The following is a 26588-nucleotide window of genomic DNA, read 5'->3' on the forward strand; positions in this document are numbered from 1 at the left end:
CTTTTTATTTTGTTGAATTGTTAATGTATTCCTAGTTTAACAAGGGAACCAAGCGCTCTTCAATAACGTAACTATCGTTTCAATTTTATTTTCCGGAATACTACCAAAACCGATTAAAATATATGATTCCTTGCGTAAATCAGTTACAAAATCAAATGGAGAAAGTGGATATAATTTAACACTTTGTTTCTTAGCAGATTCAATAAGTTCTTCTTCATTCATACTGTTATGGACGTGTAGAATAATATGAAGCCCTGATTGTTCGCCGAGAATTTGAACGTTAGTTTCCATTTCTTTCTTTATGGATTTTACTAACGTGTGATGTTTTCTTTTGTATAACGTACGACTTCGATTAATATGACGCTGCCAACCGCCACTTTGTATAAAGTTAGCAAAAGCAAGTTGTTGTATAGTAGAGACTGTTTGTTTGAAAATACCGTGCAAATTCTGATATGTTTTTAAAAGATGTGGTGGTAAAACAACATATCCCATTCGTAAAGAAGGTAAAAAAGATTTTGAGAAAGTCCCCATATAAATAACACGTTCATTTGAATCAAGACTTTGTAAAGAAGGAATCGGTTTACCTGCGTAGCGAAACTCCCCGTCATAATCATCTTCAATAATGTATCCGTTGCAATCATTGGCCCATTTTAACAATTCCAATCTTCTGGATAAAGGCATAATCATCCCAAGTGGAAATTGGTGTGATGGCGTAACGTATGCGACATTAGATTTTGTATTGTATAAGCTAGAAATATGAATTCCTTTTTCATCTAATGGAATGGGATGAATTTTACGATTGCAACTTTTAACAATTGCATGTACACGGTGAAATCCAGGGTTTTCAATCCCGTATTCTTTTGTGGGACCAAGTAGTTGGAGTAGTAGCCAAAGAAGTGGCTGAGTCCCAGCGCCAATCACAATTTGATCAGGTGAGGCATGTACGCCGCGCGCATGATATAAATATGTTGAAATATGATCTCGAAGAACAAACTCGCCTTGTGGGTCTTCTTTAGCAAATAAAGCATTTTCGTACTTTAGTATCGCTTCTTGTAATGCTCTTTTCCAGTGTGTAATTGGAAAAGCGGTTTGATCAATAAGTCCTTGGCTACAATCATATTCAAATTGTTCGTCTATGAAATTGCTCGTTTCCTTTGTCACGTCTAATTTTTTGTTTGAAATAACGTCAATATCGACGTTCGCTACAAAAATACCACGCTTCAGTTTACTTTCTACATAACCCTCAGCTAGTAATTGTTGATAAGCTGATTCAACAGTAATGCGACTGACGTTAAGTTGTACTGCTAAATTTCTGTGAGAAGGAAGACGTGTACCGGCAGGTAGTGATCCTTGAGCGATTTCTCGTTTCATATATTCGTAAATTTGTAAGTAAATTGGTATTTTGCTTTTTAATTTCAATGGGATAGTAATGTCCATTATTCCCCCCTCCTTTATAAACTGGCCTTATAAAAAAGAATTAATCTGTCACTTAAGATGAAGGCAGTTATTTTCTATACTAATGATATAACATTTAGAAAATTATATAAATAGTTAGGGGAGAGTTATAATGAATGTTAAAGAAGTAGTAACAGAAGAACAATTAGATGAAGTATTACCTGTTTTACAGCAATTACGAACGAAGCTTTCAAAAGAGGAAGCAAGCTTTTTATTTCGAAAAATGAAGGAAGAGAATTATAAATTATTCTCTTTATACGATGAAATTGGAGAAGTTGTTAGCCTTGCTGGTGTAACGATTTGTACGAATTTTTATAACAAAAAACATGTATTTGTATATGATTTAGTAACAGCGGAAGCACATCGTTCAAAAGGATATGGGAATGTATTGCTTTCGTATATAGAGAACTGGGGAAAGGAATACGGATGTGAGTCTATCGCTCTTACATCAGCGTTTTCTAGACTAGACGCCCACCGTTTTTATGAAAGGGAAGGATATGATAAAGTGAGTTATTCTTTTCATAAAAATCTATAAAGGAGGATAGGTTCTAATTGATGGAAGCTGTTCAGGATATGATTTAGTTAAAAGAGGTGGAGTAGAAGGCTGGATAGAGAAAGGGATTTTAGTTGAGATAGAAAAAGAAAACATTAAGCTGAAATAGGAGGGATGTAACCTCCTATTTTTTTAATTACTTTTTTAAAGGAGTAGATTGCTTGCTGTCTTTAATAAGTAAATAAATTGTACTCGGTAAAATGATAATCGTCATTCCTAAAATAATCGCTAGTATGCCATAACCTCTATACGGAGCAGAAACGATAAACGGAAGTATCGCTAAAAAAACACCTGCAATCATCATTGAAATACTACAAATATTTGAAGCTCTTTTTTCAAGGTGCTTATCATTCCATTCTAATGAAACTGTTGACTTAGTCGTTTCAATTTTGGAACTGAAATAGCCTATTAATATAAATAATAAACCTAATGCTAAAAATATTAAATGATCAAGAGGAAGTGAGAAGCCAAGTGCAATAAGTGCAATGACAATATCAACAAAAAATAAGAATAGTAACATTGTATTACCGGTCCAAAGGAGAAATTTCTGGTTACTTGCAGCTTTAGATAAAGCTAAAAATAGAAAGAATACGGAGGAACATATAATTATATTTACGATCACAAAAGTGCTTTTATCCATTGTTGATGTAGGCGTTCCATTGAAGTCCCATTTTGTAACAATACTTGATGGTAAGAAGAAATAGAGAACAATATTTGTCGTAATAATAGTGAGAAATAAAGCAATACTAAATCGATTATTCACTGAATCACCAGCTTTCTAAATGAATAATTGGTATCTTATAACAAAATTATACAATATATTAAATGATATTTGTTTTGATTTTTCAGAAAAAACATTATAATTATATATGAAATAAAGAGGGATGTAGGAGGAAATTATGCAAAACGTAATATTAAAAGGGGATAAAGTAACAATTCGTACAATAGAAGAATCAGATATAAAAACATTATGGAATATCGTATTTAAAGAAGAAAATCCAGAATGGAAAAAATGGGATGCCCCGTATTTTCCGTTTTCAATGCAAGAATATCCGTCTTATAAAGAGAAGATGCAGGTTCGTTTACAAGAAGAACCGCTTTCAAATTTAATTATAGAACATAACGGCCAAATTATTGGAACAGTCGGATTTTATTGGGAGCATAAATCGACGCGTTGGTTAGAGATGGGAATTGTTATTTATGATCCAGCATACTGGAATGGTGGTTATGGTACAGAAGCATTAATATTATATCGAGATTTACTATTTGAAAAGATGGAGATTGGTAGAGTAGGGCTCACGACTTGGTCTGGTAATGAACGAATGATGAAAGTAGCAGAGAAAATAGGAATGAGATTAGAAGGTAGAATGCGAAACTGCCGATATTATAATGGAACGTACTATGATTCTATTCGAATGGGAATGATTCGTGAAGAATGGGAAGCGCTGTGTGTAAAGAAGGGGTGAGGAAGTATGTACGCTATGATTGCTACATTTGATGATGTATTTACTAATAAAATTAGAGCATTGCAAAATGAATTAACAAATATAATTGGAACAAATCAACTAGCTGGAGTAGAACCACATATTACACTTGCCGATTATAATGAGTTAGATGTTACTGTATATATTGAAAAATTAAAGGAGTTTGTAGCTACTCAAGAAAATTTGGCTACAGTAGACTTTCCTTCTATCGGAACTTTTCCTACTAATGGAACAATTTTTCTAGCGCCGACTACTACCGATGAAATGTTAAGATTTCATCATTCTTATCATGATTATTTCAAGACGTTTCATGATAATCTAAATTCGTATTACGTGCCAGGAAAATGGATTCCGCATTGCACGATTGCAAATAGGTTAAATGCAAATCAGTTTTTAAGTGTAATGGAATATGTATATGAAAAATTTGATTTTGCAACAGCTTCAATTGAGAAATTAAAATTAATTAAGGTAAATTATGAAAATGGTTCTGCCATTTCTTCTAGTATATTAGCAGAATATAATTTAAAGAGAATGGAGACATCGAGATGACATATGTAATTAGAGAAATGAAGCAAGAAGATATTCATGCTGTACAATCAGTAGCGAAAATAGCTTGGCATGATACGTACGAAGGTATTATTCCGAGAGATATTCAAGATCGTTTTTTAGACGAGGCATATTCTGATGAAAAAATGAAATACCGTCTTAAAAATACGTATTTATTTGTTGCAGAAGAAGAGGGGAAAGTGATTGGCTTTGCAAATTTCTCACCTGTTAGACTACAAAACGAAGCGGAATTAGGGGCGATTTATTTATTGCCAGATCAGCAGGGAAAAGGAATAGGTAGTAATTTATTACAAAAAGGGCTGACGGTATTAAAAGGGATTCGGAAACTATACATACATGTAGAAGCAGCAAATGAAAAAGGAAAGCGTTTTTATGAAGCGAAAGGTTTTGCGGAATTGGAGCAATTTGAAGAAGACTTCGAGGGGCATTTAATGCAGACGGTAAGGATGGTCTTATACATATAAGGAGGACTAGAAATGAAGATATTTAATTTTAGTGAAAAAGTAGGAAAACACTTAACGGTATTTCAGTCTAATTTCATAATGTCGAAAATAGTAAACTATCAAGGGAATATGCATATCGGTGCTATGCATTTACAAGCAAATGGAATTATCGGGTATCATGAAGCGGTTGTATCACAACTGCTTCTTATTGTGGATGGAGAAGGGTATGTATGCGGGACAAGCTGTGTTTTGGGAGCGGGGAGAGCTTCATGAGACAAGTACAGAACATGGATTAACGGCAATTGTTATGGAAGCGGAGAATCTTGAACAAATGATACTTATGCCTATTATTCAAGGGGAGTTGTGAAAAGTGATAGTTAAGGCAAATCAAGAAGGTACCAATGAAATATTAAAATATGCAGCTCAGTCAATTTTTGAAGGGACGAGAGGGAATTGTCAGCTAAGTATAGAGAAAGCCCTTGAAATTACAAAGCCGATTTTAGAAAAAGGAGCATATTATTTAGTCATTAAAGAAGAAAATAAAGTACTAGGTTGGATATTAATAGGGGAAAATGTAGACTATTTTTCTCGTGAAAAACTTGGGTTTATATATGAACTGTACGTTTTTCCAGAATATCGCGGGAGAGGATTATCACGAGAGTTGATGGAAGCTGGTATTAAGGAATTGAAGGAGAAGTATTCAGAAATTCGTTTGAATGTATATGCTGAAAATTTTGCAAAAGAAATGTATAAAGATTTTGGATTTGTTGAAAGGCAAGTGATTATGAGTTTGAAGTGAAAAAATATTGCGAGTGGGAGAAGAGAAAAATAAAAAAATATTTTAAACAACTTTAATAACCTTTTATCATATTGTTTGATGGAAGGTTTTATTGCTTTTCAGAAAATAAATGTATAGCGTGTGATTAAAAAATACACAAATTAACATTATATAATATATTGTTATTATAGTAAAAGAGAAATTTTGGAAAAATATCATTTTTTTGTTTAGAATTTTTTAATTTATTGATATAATCAATTTGTAGAATTGATTTTGGGTTAATTTTACTATTTTTAAATTTTAAGGGGGATTTAATAATGGCAGGACAAATTCGTATGTCACCAGAGGAGCTTAAATCGAAAGCGACTCGATATGGACAAGGGGCAAATCAAATTGAGGACATTTTACGTCAGTTACAAAACTTACAAAATGAATTAAGAGGAGAATGGGAAGGTCGTGCTTTCGAAGGTTTTGATCAACAATTCAATCAATTAAAACCAAAAGTACAAAACTTCGCACAGCTATTACAAGAAATTAATATGCAGCTTAATAAAACTGCAGAAGCTGTTGCTAGACATGACGAAGATCTTTCTCGTAATTTCGGTCTACAATAAGACAGATAAAAAGAACTATATAATTTAGCCATGCAACCATACGTTGTATGGCTAAATTACTTTAAAACTAGAGTAAGATACGAAGTCTTTAACTTAATAGACTTGCAGTCGCAGGAGTGATAGGTAGTGAAAAAGTTCAAGTGGAGCATCTTGTTGTTTATTATTTTAGCTCTTGTACTCTCAACAGGAGTCTCCTATTTAGCGTTAAATCAAAATGTTAAGAAAGCAAATGAGAATACTACACCAAAAATGACAGTTGCGTTGGTGAATGAAGATCAAGGTACTGTATTTGAAGGTAATAAAATAGCGTTTGGAGATCAATTTGTTAAAAATGTAAATAAAAATACGAAACAAGAATGGTACGTAGTTAGTCGCGGGGTAGCAGAAAGTGGTTTAAAAAATAATAATTACAATATGATGATTGTAATACCTAACGATTTTTCTAGAAAGGCCGTTGCGATTGATTCAGAACTTCCAGAGAAATTAACGTTAAATTACAAAGTAAATGCAACTGGGAATAAAGATTTGAAAGCCGAGGCGGAAAATACAGCTTCTGCTATTTTAGAAGATTTTAATAAGCAAATCATCGACGTTTATTTTGCAAGTATTATCGGTAAATTGCAAGGTGCACAAGATAATATAGGTAAAATTATTGAAAAAGGGACCACTCAAACGACTATGTATAAAAAAGATGTACATAGCCCGTTGGCAAATTACACAAACCAATTTAAAACGGTACAAGATTACACTAGTATTTCTGTTAATAGCTTTAAAGGATTCCAGGATGTTTTAAAAGGGTTTGGTCAAGCTTTAGATGAAGGGAATAAATCTAATAATACGTATTTAGAAGGATTTAATAACTTTCAAAAAATGCAAACTGACAATAATCTGTTAGCGAATAGTTTTACAAATCAATTTAATCAATATATGAGCGATATGAATACAGGCGATGTTTTAAAGCAGCTAAGCGCACTGGAATCTGCCAATAAAATTATCGCAAATCAATTTACGCTTTCAGAGAAAGATCCTAATATTTTAGCTGATGCTTCAGCGATTCAAAAATATTTAACAGATGTAAAAAAACAAGTGTCAGAATATGATACAGAACTGGCAGGGAAGTTAGAGAGCGACATTCAAGCGACAATCCTTAAACGATTACAAAAATCTATTTCAAACGATGGACAACACGAAGTAGTTATAAATTCATTAATGAAACAACCGGATATTCGAATCAAGCAACAAATTGAAAATTTAATTACAAAGTTGCCTAGTTTAAACATGGAAGAAATCGTTCAAAGTGATTTACCTGATGTAACGAAATTACAACTGAACAACGTAATTCAATTTACAAGTAAATATAATAAAGAAAATAATTTTTATTATGACCCTGTAAATAAAATATCTTTAGGAAATTCAATTAAAGAAGTAAAAGAAAGTTTGTTTAAAGATGGAATTACATTCAGTGATACAGCGAAAGTAAGTAAAATGGATTCTTCGCAAACTATGAATATAAGTATTCCTAGCGGCTTTGAGCTATATGGAAGTACAGATGCACTATTAATTGATGATGTGGACCGTACAAGTGAATTTCTGCAAAACGGAGCAGTTGCAATACCTGCGCGTAATGAAGGAGATTTAAAAATTAGCCTTCATGTGAAGTTAATAGATCCAAGCGTCAAAATAGATGTTTTCTCTCCAGTAACGTGGGAATGGAAACTGGATGGGGAAAATGAAAAAGAAACTGGTTCTGGAACAGAAGAACCTAAAAAAGAAGAACCAAATAAAGAGAATGAAGGAACAAAAAAAGAAAATAGCAAGGTGGAAAATGTAGTTAATAAAACGCAGTATGGAACAATGCCGCTAGTACACACTGCTAAAAAACCTATCATTCAAAAAACAGAACAGAGTAATAATGACACTGGTGGAAACCCAGGAGGCGGAACGGGAACAGATAATGGAAACGGTGGAAACCAAAACCAAGATGGTGGCTCAACAGTAATTGAACGTACAAATAATCATATTGTACATCAGAAAACTGAGAAGCTAACAGATAATACATCTAATGTATTAATTAAAGAAGCAGTGGAGACCGTCCAAAGTTATCAAGGTTTAATGAGTCTGTACCAAATGTATTATGGAATTGATTTAAGAACGAATGATGTAAGTCCTAAGCTTGAAGAGGGAAGTTTAGATGCGATTGCAACAGAGCAGTCTCTGTACTATATGTTAAACAAACAAAATGTAAATGATTTAATTTCAAGCCTTGTTTCAGCTAGTATTACTAGTGAAGTAAAGCAAGATATGATGGGTTTAAAGCAAAAAATAGACTCTTACCAACAACTCATTACTAGTGCAGATCAAAATTCAATGCTGCTAGCGGAGAAATTAAATGAAACGACGCAGCAAGCAGCTAGTATGAATCAAAATTTAGGAGAATATTTAAAAGGTTTAGCAACATGGCGTGAGAGTAGTTTAAAGCTAGTAGAAGAGCAACAAGTATTAACGACTAATAATGCTGGTGAACAAACAGCTGTACTATCGTTAGATTCTGGTATTAAATCTTTAACGATGCAAACGCAGTCATTAGTGGAAAGTTCGAAGCATAGTTTAGCGACGTCAGATGAAGTGTATAAAACATTTGACCAAATTAATGGACAAGCAAAAGACATTCAAGACAGTGGAACGACAATTGTTTCGAAAGCAGATTCTTTATTAAATGATTTTACGAAGAAAATGGAAGATGATAAAGAATTCTCAAAAAACTTTACGAAGATTTTGGCGAATAGTCGTATTGGAGATCGTCAAAATGAGATGCTATATGAGTTTTTATCTAGTCCAGTTCAGAAACAAAATGATGGGGTAATTGTAGCTGGTAATGCTTTTACACCATACTTAATCGTGTTAACTTGTTTTATTGTTGCGTTATTTACAGCATACGCAATTGCGAATCAAGAAAAGAAACGAACGCAATCAGATCATTTTGAAGAGAAATTTTCTTTAATTGATATGAATGTACCAACTACAGTAGTAGCATTCGGAATTTCGATTGTAGAAGGGATAATCATAGGAAGCATTTCAGGGCGTCTTTTAAAATTCGGTCAGGATCAAAGTTTACTGTGGATTGCGTTTATCACAATCATTATGATGGCGTTTGTATTAGTTTCAACATACTTACTGCGACAAATGAAAATGGTAGGGATGTTTATCTTATTAGTATTTTTAAGTATGTATCTATTTTTAACTGAAGCAGTTGGAAGTAAAGTAGATCAACTTTCCGGTGTTGGAAAAATACGTCAATTTTCACCACTTCAATATATAGAAGGTTTTCTAAATGATTTTATTAGCGGTAAAGATACTGGAAAAGTTATTTTTATCGTATTGTTTGTAATTGCCATTATAGGATTAGTTAGTAATCTATTTGTATGGCATAAGAAATGGGAGGAAAAAGAAGTAAATGATCAAACAATGGAGCATAGTGGTTAAGTTGTCATTTATCTGTTTCCTTTTACTGTTTGTCGCGCTACCGATAAGGGGCGCGGCTGACAGTTATCTTGGTGATGATGGAAAAATTGAGTTTAAAGTGGACCGCTTTGAAGATAAAGACCAAGAAAAAAATAAACAGGAACATAAGGAAACAGAATTAGATAAAGCATCGATTGAGTTATTTAACGAAGAAATAGAAGAAGAAATTCAGCAAAAGAAAAAGAAAGAACAAAAAGAGATGGAATCTTTGCGAGATTCTCTTTTTACAAAACAAAAAGAAATAAATCGTATGAAAGATACGAAAAATAGTTTGTTTAGTAGTGAATATGTTGTGAGAAAAAGCGCTGATGAAGTAGCGAGTAATCAAACAATGAATGAAAAGCCAATCAGTACAACAATAATATTGTTGTTAGGAGGCAGCGTTGTACTTATTTGCATCGGTATTTATACGGTTCTTCGAAAAAGTTGGAGGTAAAGTAATGGCGATACAAACGCATATTAACGTAACAGTAGATTTTAGTAAGTGGAATGGAAATACATATGACTTGCGTATTCCGAATCATCAATCTATAAAATATTTATTAAAAAATTTATTAGATACGCTAAAGATTGATAATCATGAAGGTTCACATTTTGTAATGAAAGTAAAAAATAAATCGATTGTTTTAACAGATAATGATCGTTTAATTGATCACCAAATAACAGATGGAGATATATTACAAGTTCTATAAAGAATATTTTTTACTTTTAGTTATTTGAAAAAAGTTAAGTTATTACGGGTTATAAAGAAAAGGGGAAGAGGATAAACATGACGGAAAAAACAATTCAAATTGATGCAATGAACTATCAATTTCAAATAGAAAAAGAAATTTGGAAATTGGAGATGACAAAATCTCAAACACGTATAAAAGATTTCCGTCAATTCGATATAATTACGGGCGCGTCATCTGAGTTTGTACCATTAACGATAGAAGAAACGGATGATATGTTTACGTTTCTATTTCAAGTAGATAAAAAATTAAATAAGTGGAACGATCTTAGCCGTTTTGGAAGAAATGAGAAATTAAGACTGCTTCGAAATGTTGCACAGTTTCGTAAATATTTAAATAAACGAATCACGTTTTTTTTACATCCAGACAATTTAGTTTTTAATGCGAATTTAATGCCAAGTATTATACATAGAGGAATTCGAGATATTGTTCCACCAACCCCGTTGTTAGAAGAGCAATTTTTAACGCAATATAAGTGTCTAATTATTGCTTTATTCTCCGAAAAGCACAATTTTGATGATTTATATGCTGGGTTACTAAAAGATGCAAAAGAAACAACATTTGAACAAACAGTTGCTCAAATGGAAAACTTAGATGCATTACTGCAGTTTCTTGATGACAGCTTTGAGAAGGAACAAACAAAAACAGAAAAAAATATGCAGTTAGTACCTAAAAAAAGCTATAAATCGTTTAAATACTTAGCTTTTTCCTTCATAGCGGCGACAGTTATTTTAGCTGCTCCTTTAATATATTTCACTTTTATAAAATTTCCTTATCAAAATAAATTATTAGAAGCAAATGCGAGTTTCATAGCAACTGATTATGACAAAGTAATTACACAATTAAATGAAGAGGAATTTGAATCATTACCGATTGCATCTAAATATGAGTTAGCATTTGCATACATTACAGTTGAAAAACTAGGTGAAGATCAAAAAAAAATGATTATGAAAAATATTAGTTTGAAAAGTGATGAAAAATATTTGCTGTATTGGATGTATAACGGAAAAGGTAATTTTGATAAATCATTAGATTTAGCTAAGACACTTGATGATCCGCAACTTATTATGTACGGCCTTGTTAAACAAATTGAATCGCTGAAAAATAATCCGGATCTATCAGGAGAAGAGCGTGATCAAAAGTTAAAAACATATGAACAACAATTAGATGAATATCAAAAGAAATATGGCAAATCATCAAACGATAAAGACTCGTCGAGCACGGAGACAAAAGAGTAAGCAAGCACTTGATGAGACAGTTGAAAAGGAGCAGTGAACACGCATGGAGCAACTATTAGTATTGACTTATGGAGACAAAATATATAAGTGCACATTACATCCAAATGAGCAATCAATAGTGTCGATTGGAAAAGAATGGACAAATGATATTACGAATCCTAGTTTAGAACAAGAAATAGAATTAAAGTGGAATAATGAAGTAAACGCTTGGATGGTACAAAATCAATTGATCGAATTCAATAAGGAATTTGAGATTGGAAAAACTAAAGATGTGAGCTTGAAAATCTTTATATCTATTATTGGCACAACGAAAGTGTTTGATATCGGAACGAAACATTCTCTTACAATGAGCCAAAACAGCTATGATGATATTTCTATTAGCGGGACTAGTGTAGATTTAATGCTATCTCGTGAAACGTTGTATGATTCTTTTAAAGTGAATGTATATGACGGGGATGTATTTCATAATTATACGAAGCTACAAGATAGCGTTATGTTAGAAGCGGGAGACCAATTATATTTTGATGGTGTTTTAGTGGAGATTTGTAGTGAAGATATTCAAGTACTCGCTTCAGAAGGTAACGTGAAATCTACATTACCTATTTTAGTAGAATCAGAAACGAATTATCAAAGTGGTTATCCGGATTATCATCGTTCACCACGTATTATTTACCGTGAACCAGAAGAGAAAATGACAATTGCAAAACCTTCAAGTATGCCGTCAAAACCGACGGAGCATTTGGCGAGAATCATTGCACCTTCTCTTGTCATGATTGTCGTAACAGTATTACTTGCTATTTTTATGAAATACGGAATGTTTATTATTGCTTCGATTGCGATGACATTAGTAACGATCATTGTTTCTGTCACATCTTATATAAAAAATTTAAAGCAATATAAAATCGACATTGTGGAACGTGATAAAAGTTATAGAGAGTATATAAAACAAAAAACGAAAGATTTACATGCAGAAAGTGAAAAGCAGCGTCATGCATTGCATTATCATAATCCGAATGTTGAAGTAATACGTAATATGGCTGTGCAAGTAAATCCACGTATATATGAAAAAACAATGCTACATCATGATTTCTTAACATTTAGCGTTGGGACAGGACAAGCTAATACGAGTTTTGAAATCCAATTTAATGAAGAAGAATTTAGTCAAACGAAAGATGAGTTAATTGATATAGCACGTGAACTAAGACAGCGTTATCTTACTTTGGAAGAAGTACCTGTTGTAACAGATTTGATAAATGGGCCAGTTGGCTATATTGGACAACGCTCTTTAGTGTTAGAACAATTACAATTATTAGTTGTACAAACCGCGTTATTCCATAGTTATTATGACTTGCAGTTTATTACTATTTTTCCGGAAGAAGAAAAGGAGAAGTGGGACTGGATGCGCTGGTTACCTCATGGAAGTGTTCGCGATATAAATGTACGTGGATTTGTATATCATGATCGTAGCCGTGATCAAGTGTTAAATAGTTTGTATCAAATATTGAAAGAACGAAAACTAAAACTAGATGAAAAAAGTTCAACTAATGAAAAAATGTACTTTGCACCGCACTATGTCGTTCTCATTACAGATGAAAAACTAATACTAGACCATGTTGTGATGGAATTCTTTAATGATGATCCGAGTCAATTAGGTGTATCACTTGTATTTGTACAAGATGTTATGCAAAGTTTACCGGAACACGTGAAAACGGTAATAGATATAAGAGATGCAAAACATGGGAATATCATCTTGGAACAAGGCGAGCTTGTTAATCGTCAATTTAAATTAAATCACGTACCGAAAGATTTCAATTTAGAAGATGTTTCACGAGCATTAGCGCCGTTAAATCATTTGCAAAACTTAAAAAATAGTATTCCAGAAAGCGTAACATTTTTAGAAATGTACGGTGTTGAAAAAGTAAAAGAACTGAATATCACAAGTCGCTGGCAGAAAAATGCGGCACATAAATCTTTAGCTGTACCACTTGGACTACGTGGGAAAGAGGATATCGTAAACTTAAACTTACACGAAAAAGCTCACGGACCTCACGGATTAATAGCAGGTACAACCGGTTCAGGTAAGTCAGAAATTATACAATCGTATATTTTATCTCTAGCAGTTAATTTCCATCCTTACGAAGTCGCATTTCTACTAATTGACTATAAAGGCGGCGGTATGGCGAATTTATTCAAAAACTTACCGCATTTATTAGGAACAATTACGAACTTAGATGGAGCACAAAGCATGAGAGCGCTCGCATCAATTAAAGCTGAATTACAAAAAAGACAACGATTATTTGGTGAAAATGATGTAAACCATATTAATCAGTATCAAAAACTGTATAAAGAAGGCTTAGTAAGTGAACCGATGCCACATTTATTTTTAATTAGTGATGAATTCGCGGAACTGAAGTCAGAACAACCAGAATTTATGAAAGAGCTAGTTTCAACAGCGCGTATCGGTCGTTCGCTCGGAATTCATTTAATATTAGCTACACAAAAACCGAGCGGTGTTGTAGATGATCAAATTTGGAGTAACTCGAAATTTAAACTAGCATTGAAAGTTCAAAATACGTCAGATAGTAATGAAATTTTAAAAACACCAGATGCTGCTGAAATTACATTACCAGGACGTGCTTACTTACAAGTTGGGAATAATGAAATTTATGAACTATTCCAATCAGCTTGGAGCGGGGCAGACTATGTAGAAAATAAAGAGGATAAAGAACATTTAGACGCAACAATCTATGCAATAAATGATCTAGGACAATATGAAATATTAAGTGAAGACTTAAGTGGACTTGGTAGTAGTAAAGAAGTAATAAGCGTACCATCTGAACTGGATGCTGTCATTGACTACATTCACGATTACGCAGAAGTAAATGAAATTGAAGCGCTAGCTAGACCATGGTTACCACCACTTCCAGAGAGCGTATATTTACAAGACTTACACGCTATTCAATTCAAAGAAGCATGGACGAAAGAAAAGAAACCATTACAAGCAACAGTTGGTCTACTAGATCAGCCTGAATTACAATCACAAACACCATTAACATTAGATATTAGTAAAGACGGACACGTAGCAGTATTCTCAAGTCCAGGTTACGGAAAATCAACATTCTTACAATCAGTCATTATGGATGTAGCTCGTCAGCATAGTCCGGAGCATTTACATGTGTATTTATTAGACTTCGGAACAAACGGTTTAATGCCATTAAAATCTTTACCGCATGTGGCAGACATCATTACACTAGACCAAGTTGAAAAATGCGAGAAATTTCTTCGCCGCATAGAAGATCTATTAAAAGATAGAAAGCAATTGCTAAGTAAATATGGCGTTGCGAGTCTTGAAATGTATGAGAGAGCTAGTAAAGAAGTATTACCAACAGTATTAATTACGTTAGATAACTATGATTCTGTTAGAGAAGCTGGATTTGTCGAAGACTTTGAACGCATTGTTGCACAAATCGTACGTGAAGGGGCAGCGGTAGGAATTCATTTAATGCTTACGGCTACACGTCAAAATGCGTTGAGAGTACAAGTAAATACAAATATTAAACTACAAATTGCTCTATATATGATAGATGAGGCAGAATCTAGAGCTATTGTAGGAAGAACGGACTTGAAAATTGAAGAATTAGCAGGACGTGGTTTAGTTAAAATTGACGAACCAACAATTTTCCAAACAGCTTTACCGACCAGTGGAGAAGACGTACTTACTCGAATTGAAAATATACAAGCTGAAGGAAAAGAGATGGATTCCTTCTGGGATGGAGAAAGACCGAAAGCAATTCCTATGGTGCCTGAAGTTCTGGAATACAAAGAATTTATTGCATGGCCAGAAACAAGAAAAATTATTGAAGCAGGCAAACTAACATTTGGTGTAGAAACAGAAAGCGTTACACCTCTTGAATTAGATTTAACGGAAGCGTCTAATATTGTTGTAGGGGGAATCAAGAAAGATGAAGTTGAAAATGTAGTTCATCAATTCCTTCAACAGTTAGCTGAAAGTGGACACTTTGACTTAGGCTTAATCGATACAAGAACACGTAATTTCTCGAACTATAGAGAGAGCGCTGCTTTATATGTAGCTGAAAAAACAGGGATTGAGAAAACGATCAAACAAGTTACAAATGCTTATAAATCAAGAGAAGCGGCGTTTAAAGAGGAGCAGGAAGCATCAAGTGAAACAGTGAACCCAGCCGAATTTATTAAGAAATTTAAGCCGATTGTAATCGTAATTGCAGATGTAAATGATATTTTAAGTAATTTAGAAGATAGCGATATATATAGTTTAGCGGAATTAATAACAAATGGTGCATTTATGGGTATCCACTTCGTAATTGGCTGTGATGTTGATTCAATTGACAGTCGATACGATTTAGTTTCAAAAACAATAAAAACGCAATCTCATGTTATTTTACTTAGAAAATCATCAGGCCAAATGGTCTTTGATGTATCTAATAAAGATTTAAGTAGTACAAAATTAAATCCATTTGAAGGGTATTTTGTTGAAAATCGTTTTGCTACTAGAATTAAAGTGCCAACTATTTAAGGGGTGATTTGCATGGGGATAGAGGAATTAAATAGTCAAAAATCTGGTTTGTTAAGTAGTATAGGTCATCAACAAGGGCAATTGGCTGAATTACAAATGAAACTAAGAAGGCTAATAACTGCTAAGGGGAAATTTATAAATAATCTTGAAGCAATTAAACAAAATCAAGAGCAGTTTAAGTCTTTAGAAATAAACGAGAGTAGTTGGAAAGGGCAAAGAGCAACTACTTTTAAAGAAACGTATGAACAACAAGTCGTTTCGAATTTAGGGAAGTTTATTGGAGAACTAGGGAGAGTTCAAGAAGACATCGATCAAGCCATACGGCGGCTTGAAAGAGAAATCGCTACATGTGAGTCTAGTATTCTTTCTTTAAGTAGAAGTGTTTCAATGGTTGACGCTAGTATTCAAGTAGAAGTACAGAAGGCGGGGAAATGATAAATGGGGGAAATTAAATTAAATAAAGGGGTATTTGATGCGAAAGTAAGTGAATTGAAAAGTGGTGCTAGTGATTTAGGTAAGACTAAATTTAATGGTATGCAGTTACATCGTACGAATTTAAGTAAACTGAAAAAATATTGTGAAGCGATTGAAAAGTTATCAAAAAAAGTGCAGCAATATGAACAAATACTACAAAAAGATATTAGTAGAATTCAGCAAACAGGACAAGAAATGGTTCAGCAAGATGAAAAGCTTGGAAAAGATTTGAAAGACAGTTCAGCGCACCGTGCTATGTAAAGGGAGAGGGGGGAGAAAATATGAGCAAAATCATAGAGTTACAAGAAGTAAAAGAGCTTCAAGATCGCTTTAATTCAAATGCTGAAGAGTTAAATCAACATTTGGAAACATTGCAGCAAAAAATAGAGGACTTTACACAAATTAACTCTTTCCAAGGGAAAGCTGCTGCGGATATTAAGGAGTATTTATCGACAGTTCATGGAACTATTATCACTGGATTTACAGCTACAGCCGAAGTATTAAAAAGTCAATTTCAAAAAGCAGTAGAGGAGTTTAACAGTGAGGTTGACAGCGATGCAGATGCAAAAATCCATGGAAGTTATTTGGATGGTGTAAAGAAAAAAGTTAATGGATATAGTGAGGGATTTAGCCACTCTAATGAAGCGGCGAAAAAAACAGTAGGTACGATTAGTGACATCGTCGCAATTCAATATCCATCATCATCAAGCATCACTGAAGGCGCTGTAAAAAGCCAAAAAGAAATCAGTGATACATTAGAAAAATTAGAGACTTATAACAGTAAGCAAAGTGACCTGCAAGAGTTTGATGAATTAATGCGTAAAATAGATGAGGGAATGAAACAAATAAAAGTGAATAATGGGAATTTGTCTATCGCTTCAATAGGGAAGCTATTAGCTGATACATCAATTGGAAATATCATTAAGGGATTGGCAGATGCCATGACTAAGTTTGATATTGGGAATAAGGGAGCTAAGGCTACTTTAAATGCCTACATACGCATGCATTACGTTACAAAAAAATTGGGTTTTGAAGTCCTTTTTGATCCTAAAGGCCGAAAAGGTAAAGGGGCATTTACATTATCGACTTCTAAGAAAGAAGATATGGTTTTAGTAGAAAGAATACTTAAAATGGATAATAAAGATGACGTGTTATTCAAATATTTACAGAATAAATTGGAATTTAAATTCGAGGGTTTGAAAACAACAAAGGAACAAATAAAAAAGGCAAAAAAAAATATTTATAAATTACCAGAGTTTCAAGCTTATCATGATTTCCACAATGATAGGACAAATAAAGGATTGCCTACCGCAATTGGGAAAAGAGGACTGAGTTCATTTAAAGCTGCTTGGGCAGACGGCTTAAAGGATATTAATCCTATGAAATGGAAAGAAGCGTTTAAAGGCCTGGGTAAAGCAGGCGGATTCTTGAAAGGAGCAGGTATTTTTGGAGCGGTTGTTACAGTTGGAGGTAATGTTGTTGATGCTAAAGAAGGTGGTTGGCAGTTAAAAGATGTAGTTGATGTAGCAACAGATTCAGCTGTAGATATTGGAGCAAATGCTGGAGCGATGGCAGCTGGTGCTGTAGCAGGATCGTTTTTCCTTCCGCCGCTTGGTACTGTGGTTGGAGCTGGTACTGCAGTATTTGCTACCTGGGCGATGAATTATAAATTTGAAAAGCTTGGGGGAGACAATCTAATTGATATTACTAAAAAAGGAGTTAAAAATGTAACTGAAAAGATAGATGGGAAATTTAAAATCGGGGAAAAAATAAAATCTATATTTTGGTGATTAGAAAGGTGTATATAAGTAATGTGGAATATAAAAGAAGAGGATTTAGAGAAATTTAGAATGACATGTAGAAGTCGTTTAAATCCTGAAGGTGTCACTGGATTTATGCTCGGAACAATATTTTATACTTCATTGTTCATGATTATTATTTTTTTGGGGGGAATAGATTATTATACCACTGTGTTTGATAAAGTAATTGTTAGGGTTGAATTAGTGTTATATGGTTTGCAAGTAATGTTTTTAATTCTATATTTATTCCCTAAAGCGCGTTTTAAATTTCAAAAATTACAAACGCTCGTTATATTATTATATGCATTTCAACTTGGAACTATCGGATGCACGTTATTTGTTCTTTCTGGAATGATTGAGCATTCAATTGATCTCCATACACGTATTTATGTAGGTCTATTAGTATTAGGTGGAATAATTGTTCATATTGTGACAACAGTTGATACATTTAAACAAGCAAGCGAAGGTGCATTTAGTAGTGGGGACAAATCAGCTTCGTTCTTTAGTAAAACAAAGGGACATGTTATACGAGGTGCTGTAATTTATGTGTTAAGTCTTCTTGTTTTGATTTATATAAATAATAATTACTCATTAAACACAATGTTTGGTTATGTTATATGTAATGTTGTTATGTATGCAGTGGCCATTGGTGCAGCAGAATTTCAATTATTGGCTTATTGTAGATTTAAGTTTCCTTCATTTAACATATCATGGGAACAACATAAAAGAGAGACTCCAAGATATCAAAAGAAAAATAAAAAAGGTAAATCAAAACGTAAGGCGTAAAGAAAATGAGTATAGTAGATTTAAATGTTCGTCATTTACTATAATGTGGAAGGAATATGAAGGAGAGCGTAAGTGACATTTGAAGAAACATAAAAAATATAGCCAAGAGAAAGTATAGTAAAAGGAGTAGGTATTATGAAAATTCAATATAAAGCATTATCACTTTTAAATTTAATTAGTATTACTCAAATTGTAAAAAAAGAAGATTGGTTATTACCTGCTATCGCACTGAGAAATCAAGTTGTTCATAGTGGAATATATGCTGTAGGTCCCGTTCTTTTTAAATATCAGCCATTGGAAAATGAACCAGAGTACGGCGAATATACATATTCTGTTCCAGTAAATGAACGTGTTAAATTAGGAGAGAATTCTGCATATGAGTATGTTGATGGATTAATTATTGAAGAGGCATTAAGTGTTCGATTTACTGATGAAGATGGTGATATTGAAGAGGCTTATAATTTAATACATGAGTTTGCAGAACAGCATCATATTAAATTAGAAAACGGTTTTTATCACGTATGTTTAGATGTATACGGTGACATGTGGCTAGATATTTATGCTCCTATTATAGAAGTAGGTGAAACAATAAAATGATAATAGAAGGACAAAGTATTGCGTATACAAATGTTGTTTCGAAAGAATACTATTTTCATTACAAAGATATGGAAGAAGCAATTGAACATTTTATGTCAGAAATTGCAACAGCGAATTTAACAGTAAAAGGTCAGATGTTTTATGCTTTGAAAAATATACCATCTGATGAAAATATGTATGTTGAATTATTCATGCCAGTAAATGAAGATAAAATTCTAACATCAGAAACACTTCAATTTAGGAGCTATTATTATGTTGATGAGATGCTCATGAAACGATATACGGGAGATTATGAAAAATTAACAGAGCAGGTATATGGTGAAATGCTTCAGTATATGGAGGATAATAATCTGAATTTAGCCTCGCCAATTTATCATGTGTTTAGCGGTGATGAGTCTTTACAGTATGTTGAAGTGAAGATTGCTGTATTTAATGAAGAATAATATTTTAAGCTTGTGATTTTTAAAATATGGAAATATCATAAAAGAAATAGTTTTGAATAGGATTTGGGGAAATAACATAAATAAAACCTTCTCTTCTCGTTAGAATGAGGAGGTTTTTCGTTCTCAAATCTACATATAATTAACTTAATATTTCGACATGTGATTTTCAGTTGAATCATTCTGTATTGGTAGTAGTTACGTTCTATAGTTCACTTTGTTGCTATTTTGAAGGGGTAAATTTATTCAAAAGTTAATTTGTAAAAAGAGGAGGTTGTTAATTTGAATAAGGATCGAAATGTTTTGGAAACAGAGAAAAGTTTTTTTGAAAGGACAATAGTATCTATCTATAAAGCGTTAGAATTTATAATGAAATATACAATGATTCTAATAATAATAATGTCCATATTTGTAATAATCGCTGCTGTTTATTTTAAAATATATGAGGGGATAGGAGCGGGTATATTTCTCTTAATCTCGTCATTATTTGCATATGTGGTGTTTTTTAAGAAAAGTAAAAATGCCTAGAGGAACCAACGAGGTATCAGTATGAAGTTAAAGAAAAAAGCTAAGATGATGATAGTTCTGTCAATAGTATCAAGTTTATTAAGTGGATGTGGTTAAGTACGGATACGGGACCAATATGAAAAATTGCCGCAGTCTTATAAATGAATATGATCCTTTGTATGGCGCCATTAAAGCCGCAGATTTTGTAATACCTGGACAGGTTTATAAAATGGAAAATGGGGATATTTCGGTATTTTTATAGTTAGGAAAAAGTTATTCTAAAAGGAGTATGTTGGGTGAATCATAGACGTAAGAAAAAGAAACCGAAACAAATAAGAAAAGAATCTGTTAAGAAAAACCCGATAGTAGAAGAAAAACCACTAAAGAAGAGTAGCAACAAGTTAGTTGATATTCTCCTAGGTATTCTTCTTTTCCCAATTTTTATATGGGCTGTCTTGGAAGGTTCTACAACACAAGTAAGCAAAGGGAAGACTTTCCTTATTATCGTTTTCTTTATCTTAATTGCAATAGGGTTATCTATGATAGGAAACAAATAAGGGGGAGTTCAGATGTTTAAGAAGAAGGAGAAAAAAAGCATTTACGTTAGACTGGTAAACACACAAGGGGAAATCATTCGAGAGTTTAATTGTACAGAAAAAGACTTGCAAAAAGTAAAAGGAAATGGTGCTGAAATTCGTGTGGTTGGAGATAACTCATATGAGATGGTAGCAACCGATGAACAACTAGAAAAACTAGCAAGAGTCGAAGCAGAAATCGAAGCAGAAATCAAGGAATGGGAAGACGCTTTAAATGAGAGTTTGGATGAACGAGAGGAAAGAGAAGCAAGGCAGAAAGAATTGAAAGAAAAGAATAAATGGAGTACAAAGAAGAAAGTAATCGTATTTGGACTGATATTCTTTGTATTTATTGGATTACCTATTATTGAGGGGTATCAGAATAGTAAACTAGTTGAAGAAGGAACATCATTAAATGCAGAAATTGTAGGTAGGCATGTAGAGAAGGAATTCATGTTTACACACCCCACATTAGTAGTTGAGGTAGACGGTAAAAAGCATAATGTATGGGTAAGTGAAGAGACATATAACGGAGCAGAGTGGTTAGGTAGACTAAAAGTCATCAAAACAAAAGATGGTAAAGTTGAGAAGGACCCTAGATATGAGGGTGAAGACTTAATCACGAGTTATTAAGCAGTATGTTTTTAATATTCGCTTCTCGAATTAAACAACATTATTATTTGCAAAAATCGAATCCATTAAAATAAAAAACAAATTTCAAATAACTTTAATAACCTCCTAACATATTATTGATGGGAGGTTATCACCTTTCTGAAGATAAAATTAAAGAGCTTTATTATCTCGATACAATTGTGATGACAGTAACGTTTTTACTAAGTGAGTGCAGTTTCGGGGAAATGAAAATAGAGTATGAGGAATTAGAAAAGGTATTGTATGAAGGGGAGATGAATACGATTATGCCTGCAAGTGATGAGGGATATGCTTAAGTGAAAGAGAGAAGAATATTTAGAGCTTTTGAGGAGAAAGAAGGCTATTTGAACTATCAAAAGCATTCTGATTATGTACGGTAATTAATGTAGTGATGATATACAGAAAAGATTATCTAAATTTAGTTACACAAAGATGAATGTATTTAAAAAGTTAGGAATGTAATGGGATTTTAGTGAATGAAAATTATTTAAACTGTATAGAAGGTGAAAAACTGAATGTGGAACATAAAAGAAGAAGATTTAGAAGCATTTCGGATGACATGCAGAAGACGGTTAAGTCCTGAAGGTGCGACGGGATTTATGCTAGGAACAATATTTTATATTTCGATATTTATGTTTATTATTTTTGTAGGGGATTTGAATTACTACAACAATTTTTTTGATAGAACTATTGTTAAAACTGAAATTGTGTTATTTAGTATTCAAATTATATTTTTAATTATATATCTATTTCCGAAAGCATGTTTTAAATTTCAAAAGTTACAAACGCTAATCGTATTACTATATGCGTTTCAACTTGGAACGATATTATTTGTAGTTTCGATTGTTTCTGAAATGGTTGATAATTCAACTGGTAGGATGTATACCGGGCTATTATTTGTAGGAGCAGTTATTATCCATATTGTAGCAACGCTAGATACATTTAAACAAGCAAGTGAAGGTGCGTTTAGTAGTGATGAAAGATCCACTTCGTTTTTTAATAAAACAAAAAGAACTATGATAAAGGGTGCTTCAATATATACACTAATAATTCTTATATTAATGTATTTTCAAAATGATTATTCGATTGATTTTTTAGTTATGTATGGAGTAGGAACTGTTTTAATGTATGCGGTTGCAATTGGAGCGGCAGAATTCCAACTCTTAGTGTACTGTAGATTCAAATTCAAGTCATTTAATATGACGTGGGAAGAGAATGAGAGAAAGTGTGGAAGAATTCGAAAACAAAATAAGAAATTCAAAACGAAAAATAAATAATATATTAATAGAATTTTAGTGTTCGAAAAATAATTGAAACGTATAGAAGGTGAAGAGCGAGGGTGTGGGATATAAAAGAAGAAGATTTAGAAGCATTTCGGATGACATGTAGAAATCGTTTAGACCCTCAAGGTGCTACAGGGTTTATGTTTGGAGGAATACTATTTAGTTCAATAACAATATTTTCTATTGTTTTATCAGCTGGGTGGGATTACTGCTTGCTTCTCTTTAATATAGGAATTGTTAAGTTAGAAGTATTCTTATATATTATACAAATAATTCTTTTCGTTATTTATTCATTTCCGATAGCTCAATTTAAATTTCAAAAACTACAAACCCTTGTCGTATTATTATGTTCATTCCAATTGGCAACAATAGCTCCTATTGCTTTGACTGTTACTAAAATGGCTAATAATTCAATTGATTGGATTACAATACTATATGCGGGTTTATTGCTTTTAGGAGCAGTAATTTTTCATGTTTTGACAACAATTGATACGTTTAAACAAGCGAGTGAAGGTGCGTTTAGTATGGATGAGAGGTCTGCTTCTTTCTTTAGTAAAACAAAAGGAAAGATGATGAAGTGGGCTACACTATACGCAGTAACTATTCTTATTTTAATATATTTTCATAACGATTATGGGTTTGATGATTTATTTATGTATTTAGTAGGGACCTTTTTAATGTATACGATAGCAATCGGTGCAGCTGAATTTCAGCTATTAGCATATTGCAGGTTTAAATTTCCGTCATTTAACATTTCGTGGGAGCAACATAAAATGGAGACTCCAAGATATCGAAAGAAAAATAAAAAAGGTAAATCGAAACGTAAGGCATAAAGAAAGTGCATATTGTAAGTTTTGGTGGTGAAAAAGTAATAATTTATAGGAAAGTATTTGAATTACTAAAAGAAAATTCACTTATGTAAGGTGATTAAAGTGATTAGAAGATTATCTGATCGAAAATGTAGAGAGTGTAGTGTGATGATGAAATGAACACAAAAAAGGTTTCTAAAATGATTACTATCATAATAACAATCAGCCTACTACAAGCATGTAGTTTTTTTGAAGAAAAGGTAGAGTATGAGCCATTTATTAAGGCATTGGATGAAGGTGACATGAAAAAGGTTATGTCTTCGAGTGATGATGGGTATGCTTTTGTGGAACAAAGAGCTATATATAGTACATTTGAACAAAAGGAAGATGGAGAACACAGTAAAACAATTCGTCAAACTACGGAAGGTGCATATAATACAAAAGATAAAAGTTTATATGGAGAGACTATACAAACAGTTGCGACTGATATAGAAAAAGAAAAGGAGAAAAGGACAAATGAAAATTATAAAAAAGAGACTATTTATAGTACTCATGTTAAGTATGAAAATGGACAGGTGAAAAGTCCGGATTCAAATCTAGATGTTTCATACGTGAACTTAATTGTAGATCGTTTAAAAGGTATAGGGAAACTAAAGATGAAGCCCGGGGATGATATAAAAAAGTTTGATCAGCCTAATTCAGTGGGATATCGACTAACTGAATCCGAATTCCAAAGTATTATTAATGATAAGTTAAAAATTAACTATGATGAATATGATGGATCAACAATTTCATTTACTTTTGACTCTGCAAAAAATCCAAAACAGATATTACAATTAAGTATTGATATAGATTATAAGAAAAAGAATGAGGATGGAAAATTAGTAGAAAATATGTTCCAAATTATAACTTATTTTAATAGGAAACAGGATAATAACCAAGATGCGAGACAGGAATATATTGATTTTAAAGCACAGTATAATAAGAAGCAGTAATATTAAGAAGGGCATTTGCACGTAAAGATAATAGCGACATAAGTGTGAAAAATGTTTCGATTTGTAGTGGAAAGAATTTGAGTATAAATATGTAGCCCCAATTGCTGGAGTAAATGCAACAATTGGGGCCATTAATCTGTCTAAATTTAGCTTGAATACATAACATGTTTTAGTTAGAGTATTGCTCCGCAAGTAGTTTCTCCATCTTCATAATAACGGTGCGAAGTTTTTGTATAATCTGCTTGTATTGCTAAGTTACAATTATTTCCGCTTATAGTGTACCTCTTATTATCGATACATCGTCCACATCCCGATGTCTTGAAACCCTAGACGTTTATAAATTCGTCCAGCAGCTGGATTGTTATAAAATAAACAAAGTGTTCGGCTTTCTTTCGTAAAGTCTTGAATCATTTTTTGTAATAGGAGTGAAGCATATCCATTTCCGCGGTAGTTCGGTTGTGTACATACGCCCACAACCATAGCGGATAATGAATTTTCCGCGGAAGTAGAGGCGGATGCGATGATTGCACCGTCTTTTTCAATATAATACGTACGTCCTGTATTTGTTTCAATAGCTTGCCTTAAAATTTTTTCTGATTCATTAGCAGTCGGGAATTCATCGATGCTACTTCTTAATTGCATAATTCGCTCTACATCATCTAGTGACGCAAGTTTAATCGTTTCATGGATAGGCGTGTCAGGTAAGCTGTTGCCATTTAGACATTCACAAAAATACATTTCATTTTTCGTACCTAGCTGTATACTTGAAACGGTTTCAAATCGTTCAACAATAGTTGACTTGCCAGAGAGTTTCAGCGGCTTATATGCGGAAAGAAATGGCTCATAGTCAGTTACTACAAACTCTTCTTTGCTATACGGTATAAATGCATCATGGAAGCGAAGTAAAATCGATTTTAATGTTCCATTCTCTTTAAATACGCCCCATAATTCTTGAAAGTCTGTATCATAACCGAAAGCTTCAATATCCCCAATAATAAACAAGTTAAGGGCTGCTTCTTCTTTTAAGTAAGCGAATACTTGTTCATGATCTTTCTTTGTTAATTTTCTCATCATAAAGAATCGACCTCTTTTTTTATTTTTCTAAATATTACAACTTAAGTTTTTTGAAATCAATATAAAATTTTATGTTTAGTTCACCAACTTTCGGAAAAACTAGGAAAGATATGACAAAGGAGGTTATGAACGGTGGATCATCCAATTCAAGGGTTAATGAAAGCAGCAATGGAAAATTTGAAGGAAATGGTCGATGTGAATACGATTGTTGGAGAGCCTGTTCAAACGGCTGACGGTGGTGTAGTGTTAACGGTTTCTAAAGTAGCGTTCGGGTTTGGAGCAGGAGGTTCTGATTTCCAGACGAATGATGGGCAAAGAGCGAATGGTAACCCTGCATTTGGCGGCGGGAGCGCGGGTGGTGTTTCAATTACACCGGTAGCATTTCTTGTGGTGAATAAAGATGGAGTAAATATTCTTCATTTACAAAATGCGACACATTTAGCAGAAAAAATGATTGAATTAGCTCCACAAACAATTGATAAAATTCAATCGATGTTCCAAAAAGATGATAAGAAAGAGGGAAATCATCATCCTCAAAACCCAGATGATATCCTTTAAAAACACCTGCTTATGAGCAGGTGTTTTTTCTTGTAATCACTATGTAATAAAACACATGAAATTGTAAATAGTTTTTGAAGTTTTTTCTATGTTTCTAAAA

27 protein-coding genes and 4 pseudogenes are annotated in these 26588 nt (G+C 33.0%); 28 read left to right on the forward strand and 3 right to left on the reverse strand.

Annotated elements, in window-relative coordinates:
- Nucleotides 1–36: 36 nt before the first annotated feature.
- Nucleotides 37–1437 (reverse strand): MocR-like pyridoxine biosynthesis transcription factor PdxR, encoded by a 1401-nt coding sequence (pdxR, locus tag COE49_RS10380; protein WP_098945902.1) that lies wholly within the window; start codon nt 1435–1437, stop codon nt 37–39.
- A gap of 130 nt (nt 1438–1567) precedes the next feature.
- Between pdxR and COE49_RS10385 the strand changes: the two genes are divergently transcribed.
- Nucleotides 1568–1990, forward strand: a complete 423-nt coding sequence (locus tag COE49_RS10385; protein ID WP_088230475.1) for a GNAT family N-acetyltransferase — start codon at nt 1568–1570, stop codon at nt 1988–1990.
- A 154-nt stretch (nt 1991–2144) separates the two neighbouring features.
- Here COE49_RS10385 and COE49_RS10390 read toward each other — a convergent pair whose 3' ends face one another.
- Nucleotides 2145–2771: a DUF1648 domain-containing protein gene (locus tag COE49_RS10390; protein WP_088230474.1), complete on the reverse strand. Its 627-nt coding sequence runs from the start codon at nt 2769–2771 to the stop codon at nt 2145–2147.
- A 136-nt stretch (nt 2772–2907) separates the two neighbouring features.
- Between COE49_RS10390 and COE49_RS10395 the strand changes: the two genes are divergently transcribed.
- The 26 genes and pseudogenes from COE49_RS10395 to COE49_RS10515 all read left to right on the forward strand — a co-directional run bounded on the left by COE49_RS10395 (nt 2908) and on the right by COE49_RS10515 (nt 24856).
- Nucleotides 2908–3474: a GNAT family N-acetyltransferase gene (locus COE49_RS10395; RefSeq protein WP_088230473.1), complete on the forward strand. Its 567-nt coding sequence runs from the start codon at nt 2908–2910 to the stop codon at nt 3472–3474.
- Between the two features lie 6 nt (nt 3475–3480).
- Complete coding sequence (locus COE49_RS10400) at nt 3481–4041, forward strand: 2'-5' RNA ligase family protein (protein WP_088230472.1); 561 nt, start codon at nt 3481–3483, stop codon at nt 4039–4041.
- Nucleotides 4038–4523, forward strand: a complete 486-nt coding sequence (locus tag COE49_RS10405) for a GNAT family N-acetyltransferase (protein ID WP_088230471.1) — start codon at nt 4038–4040, stop codon at nt 4521–4523. The genes COE49_RS10400 and COE49_RS10405 overlap by 4 nt, the downstream gene beginning before the upstream one ends.
- 12 nt (nt 4524–4535) lie before the next feature.
- Nucleotides 4536–4876 (forward strand): annotated as a pseudogene (locus tag COE49_RS10410) (cupin).
- The gene (locus COE49_RS10415; RefSeq protein WP_088230470.1) at nt 4873–5301 is read left to right on the forward strand and encodes a GNAT family N-acetyltransferase; all 429 of its coding nucleotides are present in this window, start codon (nt 4873–4875) and stop codon (nt 5299–5301) included. Before COE49_RS10410 ends, COE49_RS10415 begins: the two are co-directional and overlap by 4 nt.
- Before the next feature lie 296 nt (nt 5302–5597).
- Nucleotides 5598–5894, forward strand: coding sequence for a WXG100 family type VII secretion target (locus COE49_RS10420; RefSeq protein WP_000918601.1), 297 nt, complete (start codon nt 5598–5600; stop codon nt 5892–5894).
- Nucleotides 5895–6020: 126 nt separating this feature from the next.
- Nucleotides 6021–9377 carry a type VII secretion protein EsaA gene (esaA, locus tag COE49_RS10425; protein WP_098252272.1) on the forward strand — a complete coding sequence of 1119 codons (3357 nt, stop codon included), beginning with the start codon at nt 6021–6023 and terminating at the stop codon, nt 9375–9377.
- Nucleotides 9349–9852, forward strand: a complete 504-nt coding sequence (essA, locus tag COE49_RS10430; RefSeq protein ID WP_088230468.1) for a type VII secretion protein EssA — start codon at nt 9349–9351, stop codon at nt 9850–9852. Before esaA ends, essA begins: the two co-directional genes overlap by 29 nt.
- Nucleotides 9853–9856: 4 nt before the next feature.
- On the forward strand, nt 9857–10108 hold the full coding sequence (locus COE49_RS10435; protein ID WP_001007572.1) for an EsaB/YukD family protein: 252 nt from the start codon (nt 9857–9859) through the stop codon (nt 10106–10108).
- 77 nt (nt 10109–10185) lie between these two features.
- Entirely contained in the window at nt 10186–11385 is a 1200-nt protein-coding gene (gene essB, locus COE49_RS10440; protein WP_088230466.1) for a type VII secretion protein EssB, read from the forward strand.
- 43 nt (nt 11386–11428) lie between these two features.
- A complete protein-coding gene (gene essC / locus COE49_RS10445; protein ID WP_098252274.1) occupies nt 11429–15940 on the forward strand; it encodes a type VII secretion protein EssC in 4512 nt (1503 codons plus the stop codon).
- 12 nt (nt 15941–15952) lie between these two features.
- Complete coding sequence (locus COE49_RS10450) at nt 15953–16375, forward strand: YwqH-like family protein (RefSeq protein ID WP_088230464.1); 423 nt, start codon at nt 15953–15955, stop codon at nt 16373–16375.
- A gap of 3 nt (nt 16376–16378) precedes the next feature.
- A complete protein-coding gene (locus COE49_RS10455) occupies nt 16379–16675 on the forward strand; it encodes a TIGR04197 family type VII secretion effector (protein ID WP_000503891.1) in 297 nt (98 codons plus the stop codon).
- A gap of 20 nt (nt 16676–16695) precedes the next feature.
- Entirely contained in the window at nt 16696–18204 is a 1509-nt protein-coding gene (locus tag COE49_RS10460; RefSeq protein WP_098252275.1) for a T7SS effector LXG polymorphic toxin, read from the forward strand.
- 21 nt (nt 18205–18225) lie between these two features.
- A complete protein-coding gene (locus COE49_RS10465; RefSeq protein ID WP_088230462.1) occupies nt 18226–18999 on the forward strand; it encodes a hypothetical protein in 774 nt (257 codons plus the stop codon).
- Between the two features lie 135 nt (nt 19000–19134).
- A complete protein-coding gene (locus tag COE49_RS10470; RefSeq protein WP_088230461.1) occupies nt 19135–19596 on the forward strand; it encodes a DUF5085 family protein in 462 nt (153 codons plus the stop codon).
- Entirely contained in the window at nt 19593–20039 is a 447-nt protein-coding gene (locus COE49_RS10475; RefSeq protein WP_098945903.1) for a DUF5085 family protein, read from the forward strand. The genes COE49_RS10470 and COE49_RS10475 overlap by 4 nt, the downstream gene beginning before the upstream one ends.
- A 279-nt stretch (nt 20040–20318) precedes the next feature.
- The gene (locus COE49_RS10480) at nt 20319–20564 is read left to right on the forward strand and encodes a hypothetical protein (protein ID WP_098356906.1); all 246 of its coding nucleotides are present in this window, start codon (nt 20319–20321) and stop codon (nt 20562–20564) included.
- 21 nt (nt 20565–20585) lie between these two features.
- Nucleotides 20586–20657 (forward strand): annotated as a pseudogene (locus tag COE49_RS28470) (DUF3952 domain-containing protein); the annotation flags it as partial.
- Nucleotides 20650–20802: pseudogene (locus COE49_RS10485) on the forward strand (lipase); the annotation flags it as partial. The pseudogenes COE49_RS28470 and COE49_RS10485, both read left to right, overlap by 8 nt.
- Before the next feature lie 37 nt (nt 20803–20839).
- Nucleotides 20840–21100, forward strand: a complete 261-nt coding sequence (locus tag COE49_RS10490) for a hypothetical protein (RefSeq protein WP_071712835.1) — start codon at nt 20840–20842, stop codon at nt 21098–21100.
- 12 nt (nt 21101–21112) lie between these two features.
- Nucleotides 21113–21751 carry a hypothetical protein gene (locus tag COE49_RS10495; protein WP_071712836.1) on the forward strand — a complete coding sequence of 213 codons (639 nt, stop codon included), beginning with the start codon at nt 21113–21115 and terminating at the stop codon, nt 21749–21751.
- Nucleotides 21752–21933: 182 nt separating this feature from the next.
- Nucleotides 21934–22062 (forward strand): annotated as a pseudogene (locus COE49_RS10500) (DUF3952 domain-containing protein); the annotation flags it as partial.
- 222 nt (nt 22063–22284) lie between these two features.
- Nucleotides 22285–23046, forward strand: a complete 762-nt coding sequence (locus COE49_RS10505; protein WP_098252277.1) for a hypothetical protein — start codon at nt 22285–22287, stop codon at nt 23044–23046.
- Between the two features lie 62 nt (nt 23047–23108).
- Nucleotides 23109–23885: a hypothetical protein gene (locus tag COE49_RS10510; protein WP_098945904.1), complete on the forward strand. Its 777-nt coding sequence runs from the start codon at nt 23109–23111 to the stop codon at nt 23883–23885.
- Between the two features lie 176 nt (nt 23886–24061).
- On the forward strand, nt 24062–24856 hold the full coding sequence (locus COE49_RS10515) for a DUF3952 domain-containing protein (protein ID WP_098252279.1): 795 nt from the start codon (nt 24062–24064) through the stop codon (nt 24854–24856).
- Nucleotides 24857–25144: 288 nt separating this feature from the next.
- Here the strand turns inward: COE49_RS10515 and COE49_RS10520 are convergent, their stop codons facing one another.
- Entirely contained in the window at nt 25145–25930 is a 786-nt protein-coding gene (locus COE49_RS10520) for a GNAT family N-acetyltransferase (protein WP_088230455.1), read from the reverse strand.
- A 132-nt stretch (nt 25931–26062) separates the two neighbouring features.
- On the opposite strand from COE49_RS10520, the gene ytfJ reads away from it, so the two are divergent.
- Nucleotides 26063–26488 (forward strand): GerW family sporulation protein, encoded by a 426-nt coding sequence (gene ytfJ / locus COE49_RS10525; protein WP_088230454.1) that lies wholly within the window; start codon nt 26063–26065, stop codon nt 26486–26488.
- Nucleotides 26489–26588 lie beyond the last annotated feature (100 nt).

It is taken from the genome of Bacillus sp. AFS029637 (assembly GCF_002584985.1).
In the GTDB taxonomy this organism is placed as follows: Bacteria; Bacillota; Bacilli; order Bacillales; family Bacillaceae_G; genus Bacillus_A.